The organism is Leisingera sp. SA32, from assembly GCF_056033425.1.
In genome coordinates, this window is the sequence record NZ_JBVYHB010000004.1 from 1 (window position 1) to 25389 (window position 25389).

The 25389-nt window shown below is 61.0% G+C and carries 17 protein-coding genes, 1 tRNA gene and 1 pseudogene; 9 read left to right on the forward strand and 10 right to left on the reverse strand.

Annotation, left to right across the window (positions count from 1 at the left end):
- Window positions 1-128: 128 nt before the first annotated feature.
- The 4 genes and pseudogenes from AC0IPL_RS07355 to AC0IPL_RS07370 form a co-directional block, all read right to left on the reverse strand.
- Window positions 129-275 (reverse strand): annotated as a pseudogene (locus AC0IPL_RS07355) (transposase); the annotation flags it as partial.
- 174 nt (window positions 276-449) lie between these two features.
- Complete coding sequence (locus AC0IPL_RS07360) at window positions 450-3659, reverse strand: calcium-binding protein (RefSeq protein WP_474273206.1); 3210 nt, start codon at window positions 3657-3659, stop codon at window positions 450-452.
- Window positions 3660-4749: 1090 nt separating this feature from the next.
- A tRNA-Gly gene (locus AC0IPL_RS07365) sits at window positions 4750-4823 on the reverse strand.
- A 74-nt stretch (window positions 4824-4897) separates the two neighbouring features.
- Window positions 4898-6946: an ASKHA domain-containing protein gene (locus tag AC0IPL_RS07370; protein ID WP_474273208.1), complete on the reverse strand. Its 2049-nt coding sequence runs from the start codon at window positions 6944-6946 to the stop codon at window positions 4898-4900.
- 264 nt (window positions 6947-7210) lie between these two features.
- On the opposite strand from AC0IPL_RS07370, the gene guaB reads away from it, so the two are divergent.
- From guaB to AC0IPL_RS07385, 3 genes are all read left to right on the forward strand, one after another.
- The gene (gene guaB, locus AC0IPL_RS07375; protein WP_474273210.1) at window positions 7211-8659 is read left to right on the forward strand and encodes an IMP dehydrogenase; all 1449 of its coding nucleotides are present in this window, start codon (window positions 7211-7213) and stop codon (window positions 8657-8659) included.
- Between the two features lie 36 nt (window positions 8660-8695).
- A complete protein-coding gene (locus tag AC0IPL_RS07380) occupies window positions 8696-9877 on the forward strand; it encodes an RsmB/NOP family class I SAM-dependent RNA methyltransferase (RefSeq protein ID WP_474273212.1) in 1182 nt (393 codons plus the stop codon).
- A 93-nt stretch (window positions 9878-9970) separates the two neighbouring features.
- Window positions 9971-12286, forward strand: a complete 2316-nt coding sequence (locus AC0IPL_RS07385) for an ATP-binding response regulator (RefSeq protein ID WP_474273214.1) — start codon at window positions 9971-9973, stop codon at window positions 12284-12286.
- A gap of 42 nt (window positions 12287-12328) precedes the next feature.
- Here AC0IPL_RS07385 and AC0IPL_RS07390 read toward each other — a convergent pair whose 3' ends face one another.
- Complete coding sequence (locus tag AC0IPL_RS07390) at window positions 12329-12931, reverse strand: gamma-glutamyl kinase (RefSeq protein WP_474273216.1); 603 nt, start codon at window positions 12929-12931, stop codon at window positions 12329-12331.
- Window positions 12932-13123: 192 nt separating this feature from the next.
- Here AC0IPL_RS07390 and recA point away from each other — a divergent pair, with 192 nt between their 5' ends.
- The 3 genes from recA (at window position 13124) to AC0IPL_RS07405 (ending at window position 17366) form a co-directional block, all read left to right on the forward strand.
- Window positions 13124-14191 carry a recombinase RecA gene (gene recA, locus AC0IPL_RS07395; RefSeq protein ID WP_474273218.1) on the forward strand — a complete coding sequence of 356 codons (1068 nt, stop codon included), beginning with the start codon at window positions 13124-13126 and terminating at the stop codon, window positions 14189-14191.
- A 154-nt stretch (window positions 14192-14345) separates the two neighbouring features.
- The gene (gene alaS, locus AC0IPL_RS07400; RefSeq protein ID WP_474273220.1) at window positions 14346-17000 is read left to right on the forward strand and encodes an alanine--tRNA ligase; all 2655 of its coding nucleotides are present in this window, start codon (window positions 14346-14348) and stop codon (window positions 16998-17000) included.
- Window positions 17001-17078: 78 nt separating this feature from the next.
- Window positions 17079-17366, forward strand: coding sequence for a DUF1330 domain-containing protein (locus AC0IPL_RS07405; RefSeq protein WP_474273222.1), 288 nt, complete (start codon window positions 17079-17081; stop codon window positions 17364-17366).
- 168 nt (window positions 17367-17534) lie between these two features.
- On the opposite strand, the gene typA is transcribed toward AC0IPL_RS07405, so the two are convergent.
- The 5 genes from typA to AC0IPL_RS07430 form a co-directional block, all read right to left on the reverse strand.
- A complete protein-coding gene (gene typA / locus AC0IPL_RS07410; protein WP_474273224.1) occupies window positions 17535-19355 on the reverse strand; it encodes a translational GTPase TypA in 1821 nt (606 codons plus the stop codon).
- A gap of 94 nt (window positions 19356-19449) precedes the next feature.
- Window positions 19450-19785 carry a DMT family transporter gene (locus AC0IPL_RS07415; protein ID WP_474273225.1) on the reverse strand — a complete coding sequence of 112 codons (336 nt, stop codon included), beginning with the start codon at window positions 19783-19785 and terminating at the stop codon, window positions 19450-19452.
- A gap of 209 nt (window positions 19786-19994) precedes the next feature.
- Window positions 19995-21164 carry an HD domain-containing protein gene (locus AC0IPL_RS07420; RefSeq protein ID WP_474273228.1) on the reverse strand — a complete coding sequence of 390 codons (1170 nt, stop codon included), beginning with the start codon at window positions 21162-21164 and terminating at the stop codon, window positions 19995-19997.
- Complete coding sequence (locus AC0IPL_RS07425; protein ID WP_474273230.1) at window positions 21161-21403, reverse strand: hypothetical protein; 243 nt, start codon at window positions 21401-21403, stop codon at window positions 21161-21163. Before AC0IPL_RS07425 ends, AC0IPL_RS07420 begins: the two co-directional genes overlap by 4 nt.
- Window positions 21403-22056 carry an alpha/beta hydrolase gene (locus tag AC0IPL_RS07430; protein ID WP_474273232.1) on the reverse strand — a complete coding sequence of 218 codons (654 nt, stop codon included), beginning with the start codon at window positions 22054-22056 and terminating at the stop codon, window positions 21403-21405. Before AC0IPL_RS07430 ends, AC0IPL_RS07425 begins: the two co-directional genes overlap by 1 nt.
- Window positions 22057-22243: 187 nt before the next feature.
- Between AC0IPL_RS07430 and iscR the strand changes: the two genes are divergently transcribed.
- From iscR to sufB, 3 genes are all read left to right on the forward strand, one after another.
- Window positions 22244-22702, forward strand: a complete 459-nt coding sequence (gene iscR / locus AC0IPL_RS07435) for a Fe-S cluster assembly transcriptional regulator IscR (protein ID WP_474273234.1) — start codon at window positions 22244-22246, stop codon at window positions 22700-22702.
- An 86-nt stretch (window positions 22703-22788) separates the two neighbouring features.
- Window positions 22789-23832: a cysteine desulfurase family protein gene (locus tag AC0IPL_RS07440; RefSeq protein ID WP_474273236.1), complete on the forward strand. Its 1044-nt coding sequence runs from the start codon at window positions 22789-22791 to the stop codon at window positions 23830-23832.
- 14 nt (window positions 23833-23846) lie between these two features.
- Window positions 23847-25370: a Fe-S cluster assembly protein SufB gene (gene sufB, locus AC0IPL_RS07445; RefSeq protein WP_474273238.1), complete on the forward strand. Its 1524-nt coding sequence runs from the start codon at window positions 23847-23849 to the stop codon at window positions 25368-25370.
- The last annotated feature ends 19 nt before the right edge of the window (window positions 25371-25389 follow it).

Below are 25389 nucleotides of genomic sequence, written 5' to 3' on the forward strand. Positions count from 1 at the left end.
CCTGGTTGTCCAGCACCAGGCGCACCGCACGCTCGCGAACCTCAGAAGAATACTTGTTTGTTGTCTTGCTCATTGTGGCTTCATCCTACTCAGGAGTTGAAGCCTCCGGCAAACCCGGTGCGGTTCACATCACGCCAGCGCAAGCCATTGTGATTGATGAAGATAAGTCCGCTCAAAACACGCCGGTCATCAACACGCGGCTTGCCGTGGGACTTTGGAAAATAAGGCTCAAGACGGGCCATCTGCGCGTCCGTCAGCCAGAAAAGATCAGACATATCACCGCTCATTTTTCGAACCGTGAATCACGCCACCCACCGGAAATCAATGGGTCCTGAGCCTAGGCCAACTGGCTCAACACCGCCCCGTCGGCGAACAGGTCCTTCGGAGCGGTGTTGAGAAGGTAAATACACGCAAGGTTTGCTAGCTGGTTCTTTAGGTGCTGTTGTTGCTCAGGTGAACAGGAAATGATCCGCGTCATTCAGTTCGGCAACGGTAGTGTTCTCAACCAGTACTGTGGTGGAGGCGAAGGTGAGTAACACATCATCACCGACTTGCGAGAAGTCGATCTGCTGCAAGGATTTGGCACCCCGAGTGATTTCAATCAAATCGTTCCCACGGCCGAAATCTGTGATCGTGTCATTTCCATGGTTCCGACCAAACACAAAGGTGTCCGCACCAAATCCTCCGGTGAGAAGATCATCTCCTTTTCCCCCATTGAGTGTGTCCCGACCTCTACCACCTGAGATGGAATCGTCGTCGATACGCCCGAAAAGAAAGTCGTTTCCCGAACCGCCGTTCAGGGTGTCATTGCCTTTGCCACCGTAGAGGAAGTCGTCGTCGCTCCCGCCGAAAACAAGGTCTTCACCTCGCCATCCGCGCAGGCTGTCGGAACCGGTGTCACCCTCAAGGGTGTCATGGCCCCAGCCGCCTATGATGCTGTCTTCTCCGGCGCCGCCCGTCAGCAGATCATCGCCGTAGCGGCCACGTATTTCATCGTCTCCGGAAGTGCCTCCAACCTCAAAATTGCCATAGCGAATCTCGCCGGTGGCAGAGCTCAGAAGGGTCTCGGCCGTGCCGCCTGCGTCGGTGTAGCTGATGCGCACAGTAAGCAGGCTGTGGATGTCCGCTTCTGTCAATTCGTACTGGCTGGATACGGCGCCTTCTATCTCTGTTCCATCGCGCAGCCATTGCCAGTTCACTGCCGCCAAGTCGAAGCCATCTGGGTCGAGGTTTGCCGGAATTGCGGCAGTAAGTGTTTCGCCCAACTCCTCGGTGCCGGAAATGGTGACGTTGCCGGTGGGATCGTCGTTGACGTTGCTTACAGCAGCAGTCGCGGCGCTGGTGACGCTCTCGGCGGTGCCTTCGCCATCGGTGTAGCTGGCAGCGACCGTGATCACTGCGCCGACATCATCCTGGGTGAGCGTGTAGGTGCCGCCGGTTGCCCCGGAGATGTCAGCGCCGTCGCGCTGCCACTGGTAGGAGATGGCGCCGAGGCCGTCTTCATCCGAGAGCGTGTTGGCAGCGGTCAGGGTCTCATCCTCGGCCACGGTGCCGGAGATGGTGACGCTGCCGGTCGGATCGTCGTTGACGTTGGTCACAGCGGCGGTCGCGGCGCTGGTGACGCTTTCTGCGGTACCTTCACCATCCGTATAGCTGGCGGTCACCGTAATGACCGCGCCGACATCACTTTGGGTCAATGTGTAGGTAACGCCGGTGGCTCCGGATATGTTAACGCCATCGCGCTGCCATTGGAAAGAAACTGCACCCAGTCCGTCTTCATCGGCGAGTGCATGGGAGGCTGCGAGCGTCTGTTTCTCAGTTCCAGTGCCGACGATGATGACGTTGCCGGTCGGATCGTCGTTGACGTTGGTCACAGCGGCGGTCGCGGCGCTGGTGACGCTTTCTGCGGTGCCTTCGCCATCGGTGTAGCTGGCAGCGACCGTGATCACTGCGCCGACATCATCCTGGGTGAGCGTGTAGGTGCCGCCGGTTGCCCCGGAGATGTCAGCGCCGTCGCGCTGCCACTGGTAGGAGATGGCGCCGAGACCGTCCTCATCCGAGAACGTGTTGGCAGCGGTCAGGGTCTCATCCTCGGCCACTGTGCCGGAGATGGTGACCGCACCAGTCGGATCGTCGTTGACGTTGGTCACAGCGGCGGTCGCGGCGCTGGTGACGCTCTCGGCGGTGCCTTCGCTGTCGGTGTAGCTGGCAGCGACCGTGATCACTGCGCCGACATCATCCTGGGTGAGCGTGTAGGTGCCGCCGGTTGCCCCGGAGATGTCAGCGCCGTCGCGCTGCCACTGGTAGAAGATGGCGCCGAGGCCGTCTTCATCCGAGAGCGTGTTGGCAGCGGTCAGGGTCTCATCCTCGGCCACGGTGCCGGAGATGGTGACGCTGCCGGTCGGATCGTCGTTGACGTTGGTCACAGCGGCGGTCGCGACGCTGTTGACGCTCTCGGCGGTGCCTTCGCTGTCGGTGTAGCTGGCAGCCACCGTGATTACTGCGCCAACATCGTCCTGGGTCAGCGTGTAGGTGCCGCCGGTTGCCCCGGCGATGCTAACGCCATCTCGCTGCCACTGGTAGGAGATGGCGCCGAGACCGTCCTCATCCGAGAGCGTGTTGGCAGCGGTCAGGGTCTCATCCTCGGCCACGGTGCCGGAGATGGTGACGCTGCCGGTCGGATCGTCGTTGACGTTGGTCACAGCGGCGGTCGCGGCGCTGGTGACGCTCTCGGCGGTGCCTAAGTCATCGGTGTAGCTGGCAGCCACGGTGATCACTGCGCCGACATCATCTTGGGTCAGCGTGTAGGTGCCGTTGGTCGCTCCGGCAATATCGACGCCAGCGCGCTGCCATTGGTAGGAGATGGTGCCGAGGCCGTCCTCATCCGAGAGTGAATTGCCGGCGCTCAGGATCTGGTCCTCGGTCGCGGTGCCGGTGATCGTGACGCCGCCTGTTGGGAGGTCGTTGATGTCCTGAACCGTAACGGAGATCTGTTGGGAATCGTATTGGCCGATCACGTCAGTTGCGATCACGGTGACGACGTAGACGTTGTCCGCGTTCGCATCTTGAGGCGATTCAAAGTTTGGCGCAGACGCAAACCGAAGTGAACCGGTGGATGCGTCGATCGTGAAGAGAGACGCATCGGCGCCGCCAAGGGAGTAAGTGAGTGTGGATGGGTCGGTTGCGCCATCATCGATCGTGTCGACATTGGTCACGAAGGTGTCATTCTCATCAATAGTCACAGATGCCACAGGACCGGCGCCAGTAGTGATGACAGGAGTGGTGCCCATCCTGAATTCCAAAGGAGCGCCAGCTTGGTCGGTGAGCGTTACCGGTGTAGTTGAGATCGGTTCGCCGGAAACGCCCTCGAACCCACTCGCGAGTGCGAAAGTTGCTTGCGCGACATCCTGGGAAAGATCAGCTTTGAGCGTTAGCCGGACCGTGACGGTTGTGCCTCCGGCGGGATCGAATACGCCCACTGAATTGGTCAAGCGAGGAAGGCTGCCAGAAATAGCCGCGCCACCACCGCTGAGCTGGATCCCCTCGGCAAACGTCAGAACAAAGTCAAATGTCGAACCAAGGTCTGAAGGCTGAAAATAGTCAACTGGCGTGCTGGTATCTGCGATGAATGCCCTAAATGACGACGGCACAATAGCCATAGTGTGCTCCAATGCAAAAAATGTTGCCTCCCATGCCGACACAGTTCGCCAGAAACAAGAGGCTTAGAGAGGTTATCGTTCTTCAAGACGCCATCGCACCTCGGTTACTTGGCGCGCACGTGATCTAGGCGTTGGGATCCAGCAAAATCTAAACAGGCATTTCTAAAGGTTGGATCAGCTCTGTCAGTCTTCAATTACGAGAATTGCTACACGCCTGCCAATCCGAAATCAAGTTCACAAGACAAGGTTCGCCAATTGGCTGAACAAGAGCTATTTCCTGTTTTACTGCTTCACGCTTTGTTTTGGAAATGTCCTGTGGAAAAATCATCTTACCTTACTGAAGTTTCGATGTTTTCGTGAAATTTAGGTTCTGGCGCCGCAAGGCTTGGGGGCAAGTCCCTTAACCCGCATCACTCTATCCCATTGTCAGTGGAGCCAGCGCTAAAAAAAAGTGTTTGTCTCGTTGGAGAGATACAATGTTGCTTGCGATCACGGTTAGAGAATTCCGCGTAGGGCCTGGCGCTTGATCAATCGCTCTGGGCGCTAGCATACGCAGCTTGTTGGCCTGAAAAATTGTGGGCAGACTTGGCAATATCCGAACTGCGCCCCCTCCTGGTTACGACTAACGAGAGATCAGGTAATTCAGGGTTCCAGGCGCTGATCTGGGAGCACGTCTTTCGAAATGAGAGCCTAATTAGCGCATTCTCATGTCTCTCTGCTCTTACGGTTGCCGATCCTTCGTTCTGCTTCCATGGACTTGACCCCGGTACTCCGCGTAGCACCCGCCTGGACGTGATGTTCCAGGCCGCATTCGATACGCAATGTCACAAGCGATCATTGCATGAAAACCGAACAACGGAACGCTTGTCGGTGATCGTTATACAATGGCCGTAAGAGCAGGCGCGGGAACGCTGTATGATCAGGGTGGGGCGTGACCAGTCCTGATCGACGAGAAGCCGTCGGGTCTCACGGGCCAGAAGCGGCTTTTTGATGCCGTTGCTTCTCATGCCGATCATTGGTCAACAACCGGATCTCATGCGATTCACCGGCGTGAAGCCTGAGATGTAGTTGGAAAATCTCGTGTAGATATTGGAGCGGGTAGCGGGAATCGAACCCGCGCGTTCAGCTTGGGAAGCTGACAGGCTACCATTACATCATACCCGCCTGTGGGATGCAGGATTATGCTGCACCGCCAATGAGGTCAAGGGCGGTGCAGCCGAATTTTTGCGTGTTTGGCCTCAACCGCGACGGCGTCGTCGACGGCCGCCGCTTGCGCCGCTGCCCTCGCCGCCGCCGGTGTTGAAGTTCACCTGCGGCAGGGTCACCACGGTTTCGAGAATCGGGAAGGGGTCGGCCGAATTCGGAATCGCCGAGGCGTTGACGAAGTGTTCCTGAAAACGCGGCTCGACAGCGGTTTCGATCTTTTCGATGCGGCGGACGGTTTCCTCGATTTCGGCGCGGGCGGCGGTGTTCAGCAGCGCGATCCGCGCGCCGGTGCCGGCGGCGTTACCTGCGGACGTCACCTTGTCCAGAACGCAGTCGGGGATCATCCCAAGAACCATTGCATGTTTGGCAGAGATATGTGCGCCAAAGGCCCCGGCCAGCACTACCCGGTCCACCGTGTTGACGCCAAATTTGTCAATCAAGAGCCGCGCGCCGGAGTACAGCGCCGCCTTGGCCATCTGGATTGCCCGGATGTCGGGGTTGGTGACGGTGATGGTCGGGCCGCCGTCGGCCGTACCGTCCCACAGCAGGTAGGCATTGGTGCGCCCGTCCTGAATACAGCGGGAAGAGCCGGTCTGCTCGGCTGAACCGATGAGCCCCGAGGCATCCAGCACGCCGGCAAGGCGCATCTCGGCAATCGCCTCGATGATGCCGGAGCCGCAGATGCCGGTGATGCCGGTGGTGGCGATGGCTTCGGCAAACCCATCTTCATCTGACCAGATGTCGGAACCGATGACGCGAAAGCGGGGTTCCTTGGTCTCCGGGTTGATTTCGACGCGTTCGATGGCACCGGGGGCGGCGCGCTGGCCGCTGGAAATCTGAGCGCCTTCAAAGGCCGGTCCCGTGGGGGAGGAACAGGCCAGCACCTTTTCCTTGTTGCCCAGCAGGATCTCCGCGTTGGTGCCCACATCGACCACCAGCACCAGATCTTCGGATTTGTCGGGGGCTTCGGACAGGGCCACCGCAGCCGCATCGGCGCCGACGTGGCCGGCGATGCAGGGCAGCAGATAGACGCGGGCAGCCGGGTGGATGTTCAGCTCCAGCTCCGTGGCCCGCAGCGCCATCGCGTTGGAGGTCGCCAGCGCAAACGGGGCTTGACCCAGCTCGTACGGGTCGATGCCAAGGAACAGGTGGTGCATCACAGGATTGCAGACAAAGACCGCATCCACGATCAGCGCTTTGTCAATCTGCGCTTCCTCGGCGATCTGGGAGAACAGCGCGTTCATGCCCTCGCGCACTGCGCGGGTCATTTCCTGGTCGCCGCCCTTGTTCATCATCGAATAGGAGACCCGGCTCATCAGGTCTTCGCCAAAACGGATCTGCGGGTTCATGATGCCGGAGGAGGCGACCACTTCGCCAGTCTTCAGGTCACACAGATGCGCGGCAATGGTGGTGGAACCGAGGTCTACCGCCAGCCCGTAAACGGTGCCGTCGTAATAGCCGGGCCAGATGTGCATAATCTTGGGCGGCTGGCTGTCGTCGCCCAGATGCACCGCAACGGTCACCTTCCAGCCCCCCTTGCGCAGCACCGGTTGCAGAACGTGCAGGATGTGCAGATCGGTCGTGACGCCTGTCAGCTCCCACTGGGTTTCCAGCGCCTCTATCAGCCGCTCCATATCGCCGGAGGGCTTGTGCATGTCGGGTTCTTCCACCTCGACATAGAACAGCCTGGTGGAGGGATTCATGACGATGTCGCGCGCTTCGGCGCGTTTGCGCACGACTTGGCGGTGGACCTGGCTTTCGGGTGGCACGTCAACGACGATGTTGCCCTGGATTGTCGCCTGACAACCCAAGCGGCGGCCGTCAATCAACCCGCGTTTGTCCTTGTAGCGCTGTTCAACCTTGTTCCATTCGCTCAGCGCGCCATCCTGCACGGTGACACCGTGTTTGGGAAACTCACCGTAGGACGGGGTGATCTGGCATTTCGAGCAGATGCCGCGGCCGCCGCAGACCGAATCCAGATCAACGCCCAGCTGCCGGGCGGCCGTCAGAATCGGCGTGCCAACGGGAAAACGCCCGCGCTTGCCGGAGGGGGTGAACACAACGAGGGGTTCGTCAGTCATGCCGGTGGCCTTCTCACTTCCGCTATTATGGCGGAGCATATGGGCTTTTGCGCCGGACGAAAGGCAGGGCGCGGCATTTTCCTGACCGCAGGCGGCATTTTTACGGGTTTCGGCGCGGGTTTATACCCAATGCGGTCCGGCGCGACCTCGTCCGCTCCGCGCGGTGTTGCTGCGGTGCAGGAATTCTCGCCGCCGCCCCTTTTCCCCGGTGGTGTTCTGTGCCATAGGGTCACCGCCAAACGGGGTTATGCATGGGGATGACAAATGCAGATTCGTGAGGCTCTCACCTTTGATGATGTTCTTCTGGTTCCGGGCGCGTCCAGCGTGTTGCCGAACACCGCCGACACCCGCACACGGGTGACGCAATCCGTGATGCTGAACATCCCGCTGCTCAGCTCGGCGATGGATACGGTGACAGAGGCCCGCATGGCCATCGCCATGGCTCAGGCCGGCGGCATGGGGGTCATCCACAAGAACCTGAACGTGGAAGACCAGGCGCAGGAAGTAAGCCGGGTGAAGCGCTTTGTCTCCGGTATCGTGTACAACCCCATCACCCTGACCGCGGATCAGACCCTGGCCGACGCCAAGGCGTTGCAGGAACGCTACCGGGTCACCGGTTTTCCGGTGGTAGACGACGGGGGACGCGTGGTTGGGATCGTTACCAATCGCGACATGCGCTTTGCCTCGGATGACAGCACGCCTGTCTCGGTGATGATGACCTCTGACAACCTGGCGCTGCTGCATGAACCCGCCGACCTGGAGGAAGCAAAGTCGCTGATGAAGGCGCGGCGGATCGAAAAGCTTCTGGTCACTGATAAGGATGGTAAGCTGACCGGGCTGTTGACGCTGAAGGACACCGAGCAGGCAGTTCTGAACCCAACCGCCTGCAAGGATGACCTGGGCCGGTTGCGGGTTGCGGCCGCCAGCTCTGTTGGCGACAGCGGATTTGAGCGGTCCGAGGCGTTGATTGATGCCGGTGTCGACATCGTTGTGGTGGACACCGCCCATGGGCATTCGGCTGGCGTGATTGATGCGGTCAAGCGGATCAAGGCGAAATACGGCCAGGTTCAGGTGATTGCGGGCAACGTGGCGACGGCCGAGGCCACCCGTGCGCTGATTGACGCCGGCGCGGATGCGATCAAGGTCGGCATCGGGCCAGGCTCGATCTGCACCACCCGCATGGTGGCCGGCGTGGGCGTGCCACAGCTGACCGCGGTCATGGATTGCGCTGGCGCTGCCGGCGACGTGCCGGTGATTGCCGATGGCGGCATCAAGTTCTCTGGTGATTTCGCCAAGGCGATCGCGGCCGGCGCCTCCTGCGCCATGGTCGGCTCTATGATTGCGGGCACCGACGAGTCGCCGGGCGAGGTGATCCTGTATCAGGGCCGGTCCTACAAATCCTATCGTGGCATGGGGTCGATGGGCGCGATGGCGCGCGGCTCTGCCGACCGGTATTTCCAGAAAGACGCCGCCAGCGACAAGCTGGTGCCTGAAGGGATCGAGGGCCAGGTCCCTTACAAGGGCGGCGCCGGCGCGGTGGTGCACCAGCTGGTGGGCGGCCTGCGCGCGGCGATGGGCTATACTGGCTGCGCCACCGTCGACGAGATGCGAAAGAACTGCAATTTCGTCCGCATCACAGGTGCGGGGTTGAAGGAAAGCCATGTGCATGACGTGCAGATCACCCGCGAAGCGCCGAACTATCGGGCGGGCTGAGGCGATGATGGCCGCATGTGATTTCGGGGCAGGGGCATGACCCCCGCCGCCCGCCAGCAGGCGGCTATAGAAATCCTCGACCAGGTGTTGGCGGGGGAGGCGGCTGAGAAGGCGCTGACCTCCTGGGGACGGCGCAGCCGCTTTGCCGGGTCCAAGGACCGCGCCGCGGTGCGGGACCATGTGTTCACCGCCCTGCGCTGTCTGCGCTCGCACGCTGCATTAGGCGGCGCACGCAGCGGCCGCGGTCTGGTCCTGGGGGGGCTGCGCGAGGCGGGCATCGACGCTGACAGCATCTTCACTGGCGAGGGCCACGCGCCGCCACCCTTGAGCGCAGAAGAGCGCGCGGCGCCTGCGGCGTTGGTGGAGGAGAGTGCCGAGGCGCTGGATATTCCCGACTGGCTGTGGCCTGAGTTTCGCGCCAGCCTTGGGGACGGTGCTGCGGATGCGGCCCGTGCGCTGCGCAGCCGGGCGCCGGTGCATCTGCGCGTGAACCCTCGTCGGGGGACCATCGCGCAGGCGCTGGAGAGCTTGCAGGCTGACGGTATTGAGGCGCAGCCGCACCCTGCTGCGGATATGGCACTGGAGGTGTGCGAAGGCGCGCGCAGGCTCCGCAATGCCGTCGCGTACAAGACAGGGCTGGTCGAATTGCAAGACGCCGCCAGTCAGGCCGTGGTTGAACAGCTGCCGTTGTCCGATGGCATGAAGGTGCTGGATTATTGCGCAGGCGGTGGCGGCAAGGCTTTGGCCATGGCCGCCCGTGCCGATATTCATCTGTTTGCCCATGACGCCGATCCCCGACGGATGAAGGATCTGCCGGATCGTGCGGCGCGGGCGAATGCCGCCGTTAAATGCGTCGGCACCGATGCGCTGGGGGCTGCGGCACCATTTGATCTGGTGCTGTGCGATGTGCCCTGTTCGGGTTCCGGCTCCTGGCGGCGCGCGCCTGAAGGTAAATGGCGGCTCAGCGCGCAACGGCTGGATGAGTTGCGCCAGGTGCAGGCGGGAATCCTACGGGATGCTGCGCGTCTGACGGCACCCGGCGGCTATCTTGCCTATGCCACATGCTCCATGTTGCGTACGGAAAACACCGAACAGGTTCAGGCCTTTATGCGCGACAACGCGGGGTGGCAGATGGGCGCGCAACGCAGTTGGCGGGTCCAGGACGGCACAGATGGATTTCATGTTGCCGTGTTGACGCGCCAGAGCGGCGATTGCTAGGGTTCAAGCCGGAAAAGTTTTGTGTTTCTTAACGTGGTTTTAACCTGAACTGCCGCGTTATGGCGGCACTTTTACACAAGTAACGGAGCCCTAATGCCCGGTCGCCTAGAAACCTCCGTTCCGGAATTGCGTATTCATGCGCCTGAACATGCCAGGCTGGCGGCGACCTTGCTGCTGGCGGTTATGCTGATTGGCAGCCCCTGGCTGTTGCCGTTGCCCGATTGGATGGGCCGCGGATTCGTCATGGTCGGGCTGACGCTGATTGCTGTGGCTTTGCTGATGATGGTGCAGACCCGGTTGCGCCTGAACGCGCGGGCGATGGCGGCCGAACTGTTGACCGGTTTCATCGAGAAAGATGCGACTCCCAGTTTCGTCACGGATGAAGATGGCACAATCCACGCCTGCAACGGCGCCGCGGTGAAACGTTTTCAGGATGCCAGTCGCGACACGCTGGCCGGCACGCTGCGATCTCTTCTGGCGAACCCTTCGGCGGTGCTGTACCGGCTGCAAAGCCGTTCCCGCGTCGATGGCGCCGCGCGGGAGGATATCGTCACCCGGCGCGGCCATGTGCGGCTGGCGGTGCACCAGATGAAAGGCGGCAGTTTCCTTTGGCGGGTGGAAGACATCCAGGAGCGCGGCGGCAACGGCCGCAGTGCCGATTCGATGCCGGTGCCGATGATCACCGTTGGCCGTACGGGTGCGGTATTGTTCATGAACGAGGCCGCCCGCACGCTGATCGGGGAACGGGTCAAATCCACCGACCGTTTGTTTCCCTCGCTGCCAGTGCTGCCGGGGCAGATCAACACGCTCAGCACCAAGAACGGGCCGGTGCCCGTGCTGGTCAGCGAAAAGAACCGCACCCAGGGCCGCAGCGAGCTGTTCCTGATGGAGGTGGATGAAAGCGGCTTCAGCTCCAGTCAGGCTGGGCTGGAGGCGCTTCCTGTACCTTTTCTCAAGGTCGCCGCAAGCGGCGAGATCCTGACGGCCAACCGCATGGCATTGCGGTTGTTGGGGGTGAACAGCTGCGCCAACCTGAAGCTGGGTCAGCTGATGGAAGGGTTGGGCAGGCCGATGTCGGACTGGCTGCGCGATACGGCCGACGGGTTGGCCCCTCACAAATCCGAGTTTCTGCGCCTGTCACGCGGCGACAAGGAGGTCTTCGTACAGGTGACTCTGACCCGCACGGTCGAGGAGGGGGAGCCGGTTCTGATTGCGGTTCTGAATGACGCGACCGAGCTGAAAACCCTGGAAGCACAGTTTGTGCAAAGCCAGAAAATGCAGGCCATCGGCCAGCTGGCGGGCGGTGTTGCGCATGACTTCAACAACCTGCTGACGGCAATTTCCGGCCATTGCGACCTGCTGCTGTTGCGCCACGATCAGGGCGATCAGGATTACGGCGACCTGATCCAAATTCATGAAAACGCCAACCGCGCCGCCTCTCTGGTGAGCCAGCTGCTGGCATTTTCGCGCAAGCAGACGTTGCAGCCGGAAACCCTGGACGTACGGGATACGCTGTCGGATCTGACCCACCTCCTGAACCGGCTGGTCGGTGAAAAGGTGACGCTCACGCTCAGCCATGATCCGGTGATGAAATCTATTCGGGCTGACAAACGTCAGCTGGAGCAGGTGTTGATGAACCTGGTGGTGAACGCCCGCGATGCGATGCCGCAGGGCGGCGAAATCCGGGTTGAGACAGAGGTTCTGTCGCTGGACAAGCCACTGGAGCGCAACCGCGCCACCGTGCCGGCCGGTGACTGGGTCACCGTGAAGGTCTCGGATGAGGGGGTCGGCATTGCGCCGGACAAGCTGCAAAAGGTGTTTGAGCCGTTCTACACCACCAAGCGCACCGGCGAGGGCACTGGTCTGGGACTGTCCACAGCCTATGGTATCATCAAGCAGACCGGCGGCTATATCTTTGTCGACTCGGTTCAGGAGCATGGCACCCAGTTCACGCTGTTCTTCCCGGTCTACAAGCCGCAGGCGGAAGCAAAGGCGGCGGAACCCGCTGCGGAACCCGCGGAGCGCGGCGGCAATGCCCAGCATGGCGAAGGCGTTGTTCTGTTGGTCGAAGACGAAGCACCGGTGCGGGCCTTTGCCTCTCGGGCGCTGCGCATGCGGGGGTACACCGTGCTGGAGGCCGAATCCGCCGAGGACGCGCTGCGCACGCTGGAGGATCCGGCCCTGACGGTGGATGTCTTTGTGACCGATGTGGTGATGCCGGGTATGGATGGCCCCAGTTGGGTGCGCAAAGCCTTGAAGGAACGCCCCGATACCCGCGTGGTCTTCGTCTCTGGCTATGCCGAGGGCGCCTTTGGCGAGGCAGATCCCGAGGTTCCGAACTCGGTGTTCCTGCCCAAGCCATTCTCGCTCAATCAGTTGACGGAAACGGTTCACGCCCAGCTGCACTGAGAACCGGACGGGCATCCGGGTGCCGTTGCAAGACGTCCGATGTCAGGGGCTGGCCGGGATACTGTTGTAGAGGTCGAACTCGGCCGCACGTTTACGTCGCAGCTGCGCCTGCGCCGCGGGGCTGAGGCTGAGGTCGCCCCGGGGGCTGACATTGCGCTGGTCGAGATGAATGTCCTGCTTGAGCCTGGTTTCCAGAAACTGCCGCAACGCGTCTTTGTCTTCGTAGCGGAACAGGTGGTGGACCTTGCAGCCGTTTGGCTGGGCTTCCAGAAACTTGGCCTGACTGCCGACGTTGGCATAGGCAGGCGGCTTGCCCTTGCAATAGGCCTGTACAAAGTCCTCGAAAGTGATGCCGCGGGTGGAATTGGCCTGCCCGTCCAGAGCGGGGCGCTGGCGGTATCGGTACCAGCTGCCCAGCCAACTGACCGGTTCGCGCATAACCGCAACCACCTCCAGCTCGGCGTCGCAGACCTTGTCAAACATCGGGCGGACCCAGCGGTTGTACCGATAGAGAGGTGCATGTTTCAGCTGTGGCGGGTCCGAAATCACCAGGTCTGCACGACCGCGCAACGCTGTCTGCAAGGCGGTCGTGCCAGTTTTGGGCACGGACAAAAGCGCCAGCCGTTCCTTGTAAAATATCATCATAGCGTAAACTGCCCGGTAAATTTTATTAGCATCCGTTAACCGTCAACGAATCTTTAACATCTTGGCCGTGCAGTGGGTACAGCAGTTTTCGGTTGCAATGTTCCTGTTTTGATCCGATAAGGAACAAGAGGTGAACAAAGCAGTGATTGCCGCGCGCCCCGGTGTGTGACACATAGAAAGGGACAAGGGACTATGGCGGATCTTTTGACCATGAAGAACAAAGTAAGCGGTGACAAGCAGAAGGCGCTCGACAGCGCGCTTGCCCAGATCGAGCGGCAGTTTGGCAAAGGCTCGATCATGAAGCTCGGCGATGGCAGTGCCATGCAGGAGATCGCGGCCAGCTCGACCGGCTCTTTGGGGCTGGATATTGCGCTCGGCATCGGTGGCTTGCCCATGGGGCGGATCATTGAAATCTATGGCCCGGAAAGCTCGGGCAAGACCACGCTGACGCTGCACTGCATTGCAGAACAGCAGAAAAAAGGCGGTGTCTGCGCCTTTGTCGATGCCGAACACGCGTTGGATCCGCAATATGCGGCCAAGCTGGGCGTCGATCTGGATGAGCTGCTGATCTCGCAGCCCGATACCGGTGAACAGGCGCTGGAAATCACCGACACCCTGGTGCGCTCCGGTGCCGTGAACATGGTGATCGTCGACTCGGTTGCGGCGCTGACGCCGAAGTCCGAGCTCGAGGGCGACATGGGCGATAGCAACGTTGGCGTGCAGGCCCGGCTTATGAGCCAGGCAATGCGCAAGCTGACCGGCTCCATCAGTCGCTCCAAATGCATGGTGATCTTCATCAACCAGATCCGCATGAAGATCGGCGTGATGTTCGGCTCTCCCGAGACCACGACCGGCGGCAACGCGTTGAAGTTCTATTCCTCCGTGCGCCTGGACATCCGCCGCATCGGTGCGATCAAGGACCGCGACGAGGTGGTCGGCAATTCCACCCGCGTGAAAGTGGTTAAGAACAAGGTGGCACCGCCCTTCAAACAGGTGGAATTCGACATCATGTATGGCGAAGGCATCTCCAAGATGGGCGAACTGCTGGATCTTGGGGTGGCGGCTGGCGTTGTCAACAAATCCGGTGCCTGGTTCTCTTATGGTGATGAACGGATCGGTCAAGGGCGGGAGAATGCCAAGACCTTTCTGAAGGAAAACACCGCCATCGCCTATGACATCGAGGATAAGATCCGCGCCGCGCATGGCTTGGAGTTTGACCGTCCGGACGCGGGCGATCCGGACGACATTCTGGAGGCCTGAGCGCCGAAATATCTGATCAAATGCCAGGAACTAAAGGGCACAGCGACAGCTGTGCCCTTTTTCGTGGGCGCGCCGGTCTGTCGATGTGGACAGTGCGCGGGCAGGGCGCTACACCTGCCCGGAACGCTTAGACAAAGCTGAAGAGATCCCGCATATGCCGACGCTCAACGACATCCGATCGACCTTTCTGAACTATTTTGCCAAACAGGGACATGAGGTGGTCGACTCCAGCCCGCTGGTTCCCCGCAACGACCCCACCCTGATGTTCACCAACTCGGGCATGGTGCAGTTCAAGAACTGCTTCACCGGGGTCGAAACCCGTGACTACAAGCGCGCCACCAGCTCGCAGAAATGCGTCCGTGCCGGCGGCAAGCACAACGACCTCGACAACGTCGGCTATACCGCGCGCCACCACACGTTTTTCGAGATGCTCGGCAACTTCTCCTTCGGCGATTACTTCAAGCATGAGGCCATCCCGTTTGCGTGGGAGCTGATCACCAAGGAATTCGATATCCCAAAAGACCGGCTGTATACCACCGTCTATCACACCGATGACGAGGCCTTTGAAATCTGGAAGAAAATGGGCGTGCCGGAGGACCGGATCATCCGCATCGCCACCTCCGACAACTTCTGGCAGATGGGCGACACCGGCCCTTGCGGCCCCTGCACAGAGATCTTCTATGACCACGGCGACCACATCTGGGGTGGCCCTCCCGGCTCTCCAGAGGAGGACGGCGACCGGTTCATCGAGATCTGGAACCTGGTGTTCATGCAGAACGAACGGTTTGCTGATGGCTCCATGGTGGATCTGGACATGCAGTCGATCGACACCGGCATGGGGCTGGAGCGGATCGCGGCGCTGCTGCAGGGCACCCATGACAACTATGAGACCGATCTGTTCAAATCGCTGATCGAGGCTTCGGCCAATGTCACCAACTCCGATCCCTTTGGCGATCAGAACGTGCACCATCGGGTGATTGCAGATCACCTGCGTTCCTGCTCCTTTTTGATTGCGGAGGGCGTTCTGCCCTCTAACGAGGGACGCGGTTACGTGTTGCGGCGGATCATGCGCCGCGCGATGCGCCATGCCTCGCTGCTGGGTGCCAGCGATCCGGTGATGCACAAGCTGGTGCCGTCGCTGGTGCAGAAGATGGGCGCCGCCTATCCAGAGCTGAGCCAGGGCCAGGCGCTGATCGAGGAAACCTTTGAGCAGGAGGAAACCCGGTTCCTCAAGACACTGGATCGCGGGCTGAAACTCCTGGACGAGGCCTCCAGCGATCTGGATAAGGGCGACGTGCTGCCGGGTGAGACTGCGTTCAAACTGTATGATACCTACGGTTTCCCGCTCGATTTGACCCAGGACGCCCTGCGCGCCAAGGAGATTGAGGTCGACACCGAGGGTTTCGATGCGGCCATGAAAGCGCAGAAGGAACAGTCTCGCGCTGGTGGTATCGGTTTGGGAGAGGCGGCGGATGTGAAGGTCTACTTCGACATTCTCGACGCGGTCGGCCCCACTGATTTCCTAGGATATGAAACCGAAAAGGCCGAAGGCCAGGTGGTTGCCATTGTGAAGGACGGTGCCCAGCAAAAAACCGCGGCTAAGGGTGAGAGCGTCCAGATCGTCCTGAACCAGACGCCGTTTTATGGCGAAAGCGGTGGTCAGGTCGGCGATACCGGTTCGCTGACGGTTGAGGGCGGCGCGGCGCGCATCACCGACACCAAAAAGGTCGAAGGTCTGTTCCTGCATATCGCCGAGGTCACCGAGGGGGAGATCGCTGTCGGGACCGGCGCCACGATGGAGGTGGACCACACCCGGCGCAGCCAGATCCGGGCCAACCATTCGGCCACCCACCTTCTGCACGAGGCGCTGCGCAATGCGCTGGGGGAGCACGTTGCGCAAAAGGGCTCGCTGAACGCGGCGGACCGTCTTCGGTTTGATTTTAGCCACAACAAGGCGCTGAGCGCCGAGGAGCTGAGCCGCATCGGCGCAGAGGTCAACGATTTCATTCGCCAGAACACACCGGTGTCGACCCGTATCATGACGCCGGACGACGCCCGCGGTTTGGGGGCGCAGGCCCTGTTTGGCGAGAAATACGGCGATGAGGTGCGCGTTGTCTCGATGGGCCGCGCGCCCACCGGCAAGGGCCATGACGGCCAGACCTACTCGATCGAGTTGTGCGGTGGCACCCATGTCAAGCAGACGGGTGATATCGGCACGTTTGTGATGCTCGGCGACAGCGCGTCGTCCGCCGGGGTGCGGCGGATCGAGGCGCTGACCGGGGCGGCGGCATTTGCCTACCTGGAGCGCGAGGCGGGCAGAATGGCCGAAGTCGCGTCGGCTTTGAAGGCGCAGCCTGCGGAGGTTCTGGACCGGCTGAAGGCGTTGATGGACGAGCGTAAGGCGTTGCAGAACGAGATTTCCAACCTGAAGCAGCAGATTGCGATGGGCGGCGGCTCCGGTGGTAATGGCGCTGAGGCCAAGGAGATCAACGGGAGGAAATTCCTGGCGCAGGCGTTGCAAGGCGTGTCTGGCAAGGATCTGCGCGGCCTGATTGACGCACACAAGCAGAACCTTGGCTCCGGTGTGATCCTGCTGATCGCGGAGGATGAGGGCAAGGTGGCCGTGGCGGCAGGGGTCACCGACGATCTGACAAGTGAGATTTCGGCCGTTGACGTGCTCAAGGCCGCTGTTCCTGCGGTCGGCGGCAAGGGCGGCGGCGGCCGCCCCGACATGGCGCAGGGCGGCGGCAAGGATTTCTCCGGTGCGGACGAGGCGATCAAGGCGGCTGAGGCGGTACTTGCTTCCTGACCATTTGGTCAAAAAACGCTTGGTCTTTCCGGCAAAACCCCTAATCTGCCGGAAAGACCAACAACTATGGAGGCTGTAATGCCCGCACTTTGGATTGCCCATGTAACCGTCACCGATGCCGAGGCTTATGGCAAATATGCCGAGCTGGCGGGCCCGGCGATTGCCAAACATGGCGGCAGCTTCATTGCCCGTGGCGGCAAATTCGTGCAGCTGGAGGGCAAGGAACGCCCGCGCAATGTGGTGGCCAAATTTCCCAGCGTCGAGGCGGCGGTGGAATGCTACAACAGCCCCGACTACCAAGAGGCGCTGAGCCACGCACGTGATGCGTCCGAGCGCGAGCTGATGGTGGTGGAGACCAACGAGTAACGCACCGCAACAACGCAAAGACCTACGTTCAAAGGGGCATCCGATTGGGTGCCCCTTTGATGTTCTGGTGGTTGCCTCGCGTCACCGGGCCAAACGAGAAAGTGGCGGACATGAAAAAGGGGGCGCCGCAATGGCACCCCCTCCTGATTTCTCAGTTGTCTCAGTATCTTACTGGTTTGCCTTCGACATCCGCTTACGCTCATGCGGGTCCAGATAGCGTTTGCGCAGGCGTACGTTGTTCGGGGTGACCTCAACCAGCTCGTCGTCGTTGATATAGGCAATCGACTCTTCCAGCGACAATGTCATGGGGGTCGTCAGACGAACCGCATCATCGGTGCCCGAGGCGCGCACGTTGGTGAGCTTTTTGCCTTTCAGCGGGTTCACTTCCAGATCGTTCTCGCGCGAATGTTCGCCGATGATCATACCGGTGTAGACGTCTGCCTGCGCACCGATCATCATCTTGCCGCGGTCCTCGAGGTTCCACAGCGCAAATGCAACCGAGGTGCCGTTCTCCATCGAAATCAGCACACCAGCGCGGCGGCCAGGGATCGGACCTTTGTGGGGAGTCCAGCCGTGGAACACGCGGTTGAGAACGCCAGTTCCGCGGGTGTCGGTAAGAAATTCACCGTGATAGCCGATCAACCCGCGCGACGGAACATGCGCGATGATGCGGGTCTTGCCCGCACCGGCCTGCTTCATTTCGACCAGTTCACCCTTGCGGGGGCCGGTCAGTTTTTCAATGACGGCACCGGAGTATTCGTCGTCCACGTCGATGGTGGCTTCCTCGACCGGCTCCATGCGGACGCCGTCGACTTCCTTCATGATCACCTGCGGGCGCGAGATCGAAAGTTCGAACCCTTCGCGGCGCATGTTTTCAATCAGAACGCCCATTTGCAGTTCGCCACGACCTGACACCTCAAAGGCCTCTCCGCCGGGGGTGTCTTCGATTTTGATCGCAACGTTGCTTTCGGCCTCTTTCATCAGGCGGTCGCGGATCACGCGCGACTGGACCTTCTTGCCATCGCGGCCAGCCAACGGGCTGTCGTTGATGCCAAAGGTCACGGTGATGGTTGGCGGATCGATCGGCTGGGCGTCCAGCGGTTCATCCACGGCGAGCGCGCAGATGGTGTCGGCGACGGTGGCCTTCGACATGCCTGCGATAGACACGATGTCGCCCGCCTGGGCCTCTTCGATGTCCTGTTGCGCCAGGCCACGGAACGCCTGAATACGGGTCACGCGGAATTGTTCAATTTTCTGACCGACGCGGGTCAGGGCCTGCACGGTTGCGCCAACCTTGAGGGTCCCGGTCTCGACACGGCCAGTCAGTAGGCGGCCGACAAAGGGGTCGCTGCCCAGGGTTGTGGCCAGCATCCGGAAATCTTCGTCCTGACGCTTGATCTGCTTGGGCTCGGGCACGTGGTTCACGATCAGGTTGAACAGTGCGCTCAGGTCCTTGCGGGGGCCGTCCAGCTCATTGTCCGCCCAGCCATTACGACCAGAGGCGTACATATGCGGAAAGTCCAGCTGATCTTCGGTCGCGTCGAGCGAGGCAAACAGGTCAAAGCATTCGTCCAGCGCGCGGTCGGGTTCGGCGTCGGGCTTGTCGACCTTGTTCAGCACGACGATGGGGCGTAGGCCCAGGGCCAGCGCCTTGGAGGTCACGAATTTGGTCTGCGGCATCGGGCCTTCGGCGGCGTCCACCAGCAGCACCACACCGTCCACCATGGACAGGATCCGTTCAACTTCGCCACCAAAGTCGGCGTGGCCGGGGGTGTCGACGATGTTGATGCGGGTGCCGTTCCATTCCACCGAGGTGGGTTTGGCAAAAATGGTGATGCCGCGTTCGCGCTCAAGATCATTGCTGTCCATGGCGCGTTCCGCCACAGCCTGATTTTCGCGGAAGGCACCGGATTGTTTCAGGAGTTCGTCAACCAGGGTGGTTTTGCCGTGATCGACGTGAGCAATGATCGCAATGTTGCGCAGGTCCATGAAGTTCGCCTTTGTGAGGAAGTTGCGCCGCGCATAGCCCGAACCCCGCTCAAAGGCCAGAGAAAAACCGCGCTCAAGCGGCGGCAATTTCCGATCAGTGACCTGAAGTCTTGGAAAACAGGTGAATGATGATGATTCCGACCATGATCAGCAGCATTCCGAGCACAGCGGGCAGGTCCAGCCGCTGGCCGAAAACCAGATAGGCGATGACCGCGATCAGCAGGATGCCAAGTCCCGACCAGATCGCATAGACGACGCCCACCGGCATGTATTTCAAGGTCAGCCCCATCATGTAAAAGGAAAACCCGTAGGCAACCAGCACGATCAGCGACGGCCCCAGTCGCGAGAACTGCTGACTGGCCTGCAAGGCGGTAGTGCCGATGGTTTCAGCGGCGACCGCAACGATCAGATAGATATAGTGGACTGGCATCGATCCCCTCCGTTCAGGCGCGCCGGTGGCTACGGCATGCCAGCCCCGCCTAGCGCATTCGGGGACGTCGGGGAAGGCGTGAAATATCAGTGCTGGCATTTGCCCGCTCGGCATAACATTTCGTCACGGCTATTAGACGCCGCGGGATGAAACGGGTTGCGGGCCGAGGGCCAAGTATCCGGGCGGCAAGGCTGCCCCCCGGATCGCTTTCAAAGACGCCCGGTCTCCCGGAACCAGGGTTCGATCCGGGCTCGGACGTTATGCCAGACGTCGGGCGCACCGCGCTGCACTTTGGTTCCGACCCGCATGTCAAGCTGGGGCAGACGGACGTCATAGTCGAGCCAACTGCCGCCACCGTTCAGTAGGTTCAGCAAAACGGGCTGCACGCGATCGATGGATTTGGCAAAGATCGCGTCTGCGCTTTCGGCGGCTTCGAATTCATCCCAGATTTGCCGCATCGACGTGCCTTGATCCGCGGGCAGCAACCCGAACAGGCGGTCTGCCGCGGCCTGTTCCCTGGCCGCCAGTGCCGCAAGTTCGGCTGGGTCAGTTACGCCATGGATCGGTGCATCGCCCGCGTCAATCTCGACCAGATCGTGTAACAGCAGCATCTGAAGCACTCTGTCGACGTCGACCGCATCGGAGCTGTGTTCCGACAGGACCCACGCATACAGCATGATGTGCCAGCTGTGTTCAGCGGAGTTTTCGTGCCGGGAGCCGTCGCCCAGTTTAGAGGCGCGGGTGACGCGTTTGAGCTTGTCTGCTTCGTTCAGAAACGCCAGACGCGTCGTGAACTGGCGACAGTCCATCCCGTTGGCGCGGCCGAGCTTTGCCTGTGCGTGGTGGTAGGCCTCGGGAAAGCTGTGTTCCAGCGCCGCCGCGCGGCCGCCATCAAGGTTCTGGCGCACCACGTCCAGATGCCAGTCCAGAGGTTTGGCGCCATAGACGGTCTGAAACATCGGTTGGCAATGGTCCACGTGCTTGGCAAACTGCGCATCCGGGGTTTCCGCTGCTTCGAACTCTTGCCACAGCGCTTGGAACTCCACGGCCTGATCCGCCGGCAGCAGCCCGAACAGACGGTTCGCCGCCGCCTGTTCAGCGGTGGCGACGGCGTCCCAATCCACCGCATCTGTTATCGGATGGTCGCCCGCATCGATTTCCACCAGATCGTGTAGCAACAGCATGCGGATGGCGCGGAAGATATCGACATCGGGCGTGGCAAAGGGTGCCAGCACCAGCGCATACAGCGCCAGGTGCCAGCTGTGTTCGGCCGAGTTCTCGGGGCGGCTGCAATCCAGGATCAGGTTCTGGCGTTCCACCCGGCGCAACTTGTCGGCCTCCAGCAGGAAGGCAAACTGCGCTTCCATGCGGGCGTTCATGGTTGAACCTGCGCGTCCAGCTGGGCCTTGACCTGTTCGATCCTGCTATTGAGGAAGTCGCGCGCCTTGCGCTCCGCCAAGCGCACGCGCATTTCGGTCAGAAAAGCCTCTTCCAGCGATTGGGAGGCGGCGCCGAGCACCTGGCCCACCTCCACATACAGGCGTTCTTCGCCGGTCGCATCCTGCACCTTGAGCGTATCGATCGCCAGTTTCTGCGCCAGCGTCTCGATTGTGCCCATCAGCGCGAGGTCTCTGTCAGGCGGCGTTTCACGTAATCGGTCACATCGCCGATCATCGTGTCCATATGCGGCTCCTGGAAGAAGTGGTCCGCGCCTTCAACCTCATTGTGGGTGATGGTGATGCCCTTCTGCTCATGCAGTTTGTTCACCAAGTTGGCGGTGTCCGCGGGCGGGGCCACGCGGTCGGCGGTGCCATTGATGATGAGACCAGAGGAGGGGCAGGGCGCCAGGAAGGAAAAATCATACATGTTGGCCGGGGGCGCCACCGAGATAAAGCCGGTGATCTCTGGCCGCCGCATCAGCAGTTGCATGCCGATCCAGGCGCCAAAGGAGAACCCCGCAACCCAACAGTGTTTGGAGTTGGTGTTCATCGACTGCAGGTAATCCAGCGCCGAGGCCGCATCGGACAATTCACCCACGCCCTGGTCATACTCGCCCTGGCTGCGGCCGACGCCGCGGAAATTGAACCGCAACACGGTGAAGCCCATGTTGTAGAAGGCGTAATGCAGGTTGTAGACGACTTTGTTGTTCATGGTGCCGCCAAACTGCGGATGCGGGTGCAGCACGATGGCGATGGGGGCGTCTTTTTCTTTTTGCGGGTGATAGCGGCCTTCGAGGCGGCCTTCGGGTCCGGGAAAGATGACCTCGGGCATGGGCGGTTTAAATCCTACTGTCGTTTGTCGGGTCTGCCGTCAGAAAACTTGACGGGTTCCGTCAGGCATCTTAGAACAGTTCTAATCAGGGGCGCAGGCCAAGCCACGCACCGTCAGGCTGAGATACGCACACACGCCGACAAGGTCAATGTTTTCGCACGTCCGAGGCGATTTCGAGGGATGAAACATGAAACTTTCCACCAAAGGCCGTTACGCGATGGTCGCCCTGGCGGATATAGCCTTGCAAGCGCAGGACAATCTGGTGCCGCTTGGTGACATCTCCCGCCGTCAGGATATTTCTCTGCCCTATCTTGAGCAACTGTTCGTGAAGCTGCGCCGGGCAGGTCTGGTTGAGTCGGTGCGCGGTCCGGGCGGCGGTTACCGGCTGGCAATGCCGCCGGCCGAAATCCGGGTGGTCGACATCCTGTCAGCCGTCGATGAAACTGTCGACGCGATGCACAAGGGCGCGGGCGCCTCCGGGGCCCTTTCCGGAAGTCGGGCGCAATCGCTCACCAATCGCCTGTGGGAGGGATTGAGCGCGCATGTCTATGTGTTCCTGCACCAGACCCGCCTGTCTGACGTGATTGAAAACGACCTGGCTCCATGCCCGGCGGTGCCGAACCTCTTTGCGGTCGTGGATGACTAGAGGCTGTGCAGGTCGGTTTTTGCTCGGGGCTTTGCGCTGACGGTAAATCCGCGTATGAGGCGGGACCACTTTGAAAAGATGACTCCATGACTCGTGTTTATCTGGACCATAACGCCACTGCCCTGCTGCGCCCCGAGGCGCGGGCGGCGATGGTTGCCGCCATGGATGTCTGCGGCAACCCATCCTCGGTCCATGCCGAGGGACGGGCCGCAAAGGCGCTGGTTGAAAAGGCGCGCGCACAGGTTGCCGCCGCCTTTGGCGCGGATGGGGCCGACATCGTGTTTACCTCCGGCTCAACCGAGGGGGCGTCGCTGGCGCTGGCGGGGCGCGGCCTGCATGGCGCGCCGGTGGAGCATGACGCGGTGCGGGCCTGGACCGTCGAGGATCTGGCAGTCACAGGCGATGGCGCGGTGGAAATCCAGGATCCGGCGAGCGCGACTGTGCAATTGGCCAATTCGGAAACCGGGATTGTGCAGGTGCTGCCCGACGGGCTGGCGGTGACAGATGCGACCCAGGCCTTTGGAAAGTTGCCGGTGGCGTTCAACTGGCTGGGCGCGCAGATGGCGCTGATCTCGGCGCACAAGCTGGGCGGTCCCAAGGGCATCGGCGCGCTGGTGATGCGCCGCGGCACCGACCTGGCCGCGCAGATCAAGGGCGGCGGCCAGGAAATGGGGCGTCGCTCCGGCACCGAAAACACCGTTGGAATCGCGGGTTTCGGTGCCGCAGCGGAAGCTGCGGCGCGGGATCTAGCAGATGGTGTCTGGGACCGGGTTGCGGAACTTAGAAATATTCTAGAAAAGGCGCTTGTGTCTGGCGCAAGCCATACTATTTTTGTCGGAAAGGACCAGAAGCGCCTGCCGAACACCCTGTGTTTTGCTACACCGGGCTGGAAGGGCGAAACGCAGGTCATGCAAATGGATCTTGCGGGCTTTGCCATCAGCGCGGGCAGCGCCTGTTCCAGCGGCAAGGTGCGCGCCAGTGCGGTGCTGACCGCGATGGGATATGACGAGGCCACGGCACAGGGCGCAGTGCGCGTGTCGCTGGGGCCTCAGACGACAGAAGACGACGTGCTGCGCTTTGCCGAGGCGTGGCTGCAAAAAGAAAAGAAACATCGCGCCCGCGCGGCGTGAGTGAGGAGAAGACTATGGCCGCTTTGGACCAGACCCAAGTCAAGGAAGGTGTTGACCAGGAAACCGTGGATGCGGTCCGTGAAGTAGGCGGCGCCTATAAATACGGCTGGGAAACCGACATCGAGATGGAATACGCGCCCAAGGGCGTGAACCCTGACATCGTCCGGCTGATCTCGGAAAAGAACGAAGAGCCGGAGTGGATGACCGAATGGCGTCTTCAGGCCTTTGAGCGCTGGGAGCAGATGGAAGAGCCGAATTGGGCGATGGTCAGCTATCCGGAAATCGACTTCCAGAACCAGTATTACTATGCCCGTCCGAAGTCGATGGAAGTGAAGCCGAAGTCGCTGGATGAGGTCGATCCCAAACTGCTGGCGACCTATGAAAAGCTGGGCATTCCGCTGAAAGAGCAAATGATTCTTGCTGGCGTCGAAGGCGCAGGCGAGACGCCCGAAGAAGGTCGCAAGGTCGCGGTGGACGCGGTGTTCGACTCCGTTTCCGTCGGCACCACCTTCCAGAAGGAGCTGAAAGAGGCAGGCGTTATCTTCTGCTCGATCTCCGAGGCAATCCGTGAACACCCCGAGCTGGTAAAGAAATACCTCGGTTCCGTGGTTCCGGTGTCGGACAACTTCTATGCGACGCTGAATTCTGCCGTGTTCTCGGACGGTTCTTTCGTATATGTGCCGCCGGGCGTACGCTGCCCGATGGAGCTGTCGACCTATTTCCGCATCAACGCGGAAAACACCGGCCAGTTCGAACGCACGCTGATCATCGCCGACAAGGGCTCCTACGTCTCGTACCTCGAAGGGTGCACCGCGCCGCAGCGCGACACCGCGCAGCTGCACGCCGCCGTGGTGGAAATCATCATCGAGGAAGACGCCGAGGTAAAATATTCCACCGTCCAGAACTGGTATCCGGGCGATGAGAACGGCAAGGGCGGCATCTACAACTTTGTGACCAAGCGCGCCGACTGCCGCGGCGACCGCGCCAAGGTGATGTGGACCCAGGTCGAAACCGGCTCTGCGGTGACCTGGAAATACCCCTCCTGCATCCTGCGCGGCGAGGAAAGCCAGGGCGAGTTCTACTCGATCGCCATTGCGAACAACATGCAGCAGGCCGACACAGGCACCAAGATGGTGCATCTGGGCAAAAACACCAAGTCACGGATCGTGTCCAAGGGCATCAGTGCCGGCAAGGCGCAGAACACCTACCGCGGCCTGGTGTCGATGCACCCCAAGGCGAAGAATTCGCGCAACTACACCCAGTGCGACAGCTTGCTGATCGGCGACAAATGCGGGGCGCACACGGTTCCTTATATCGAAGTCAAGAACAACTCCTCGCGCGTGGAGCATGAGGCGACCACCTCCAAGGTGGATGACGACCAGCTGTTCTACTGCCGTCAACGCGGCATGGACGAGGAAGAGGCGGTCGCGCTGGTGGTCAACGGCTTCTGCAAGGACGTTCTGCAGGCGCTGCCGATGGAATTTGCCATGGAAGCGCAGCAGCTGGTTGCGATCTCGCTGGAAGGGTCGGTGGGCTGACCACCGCCCGCGGGCACAG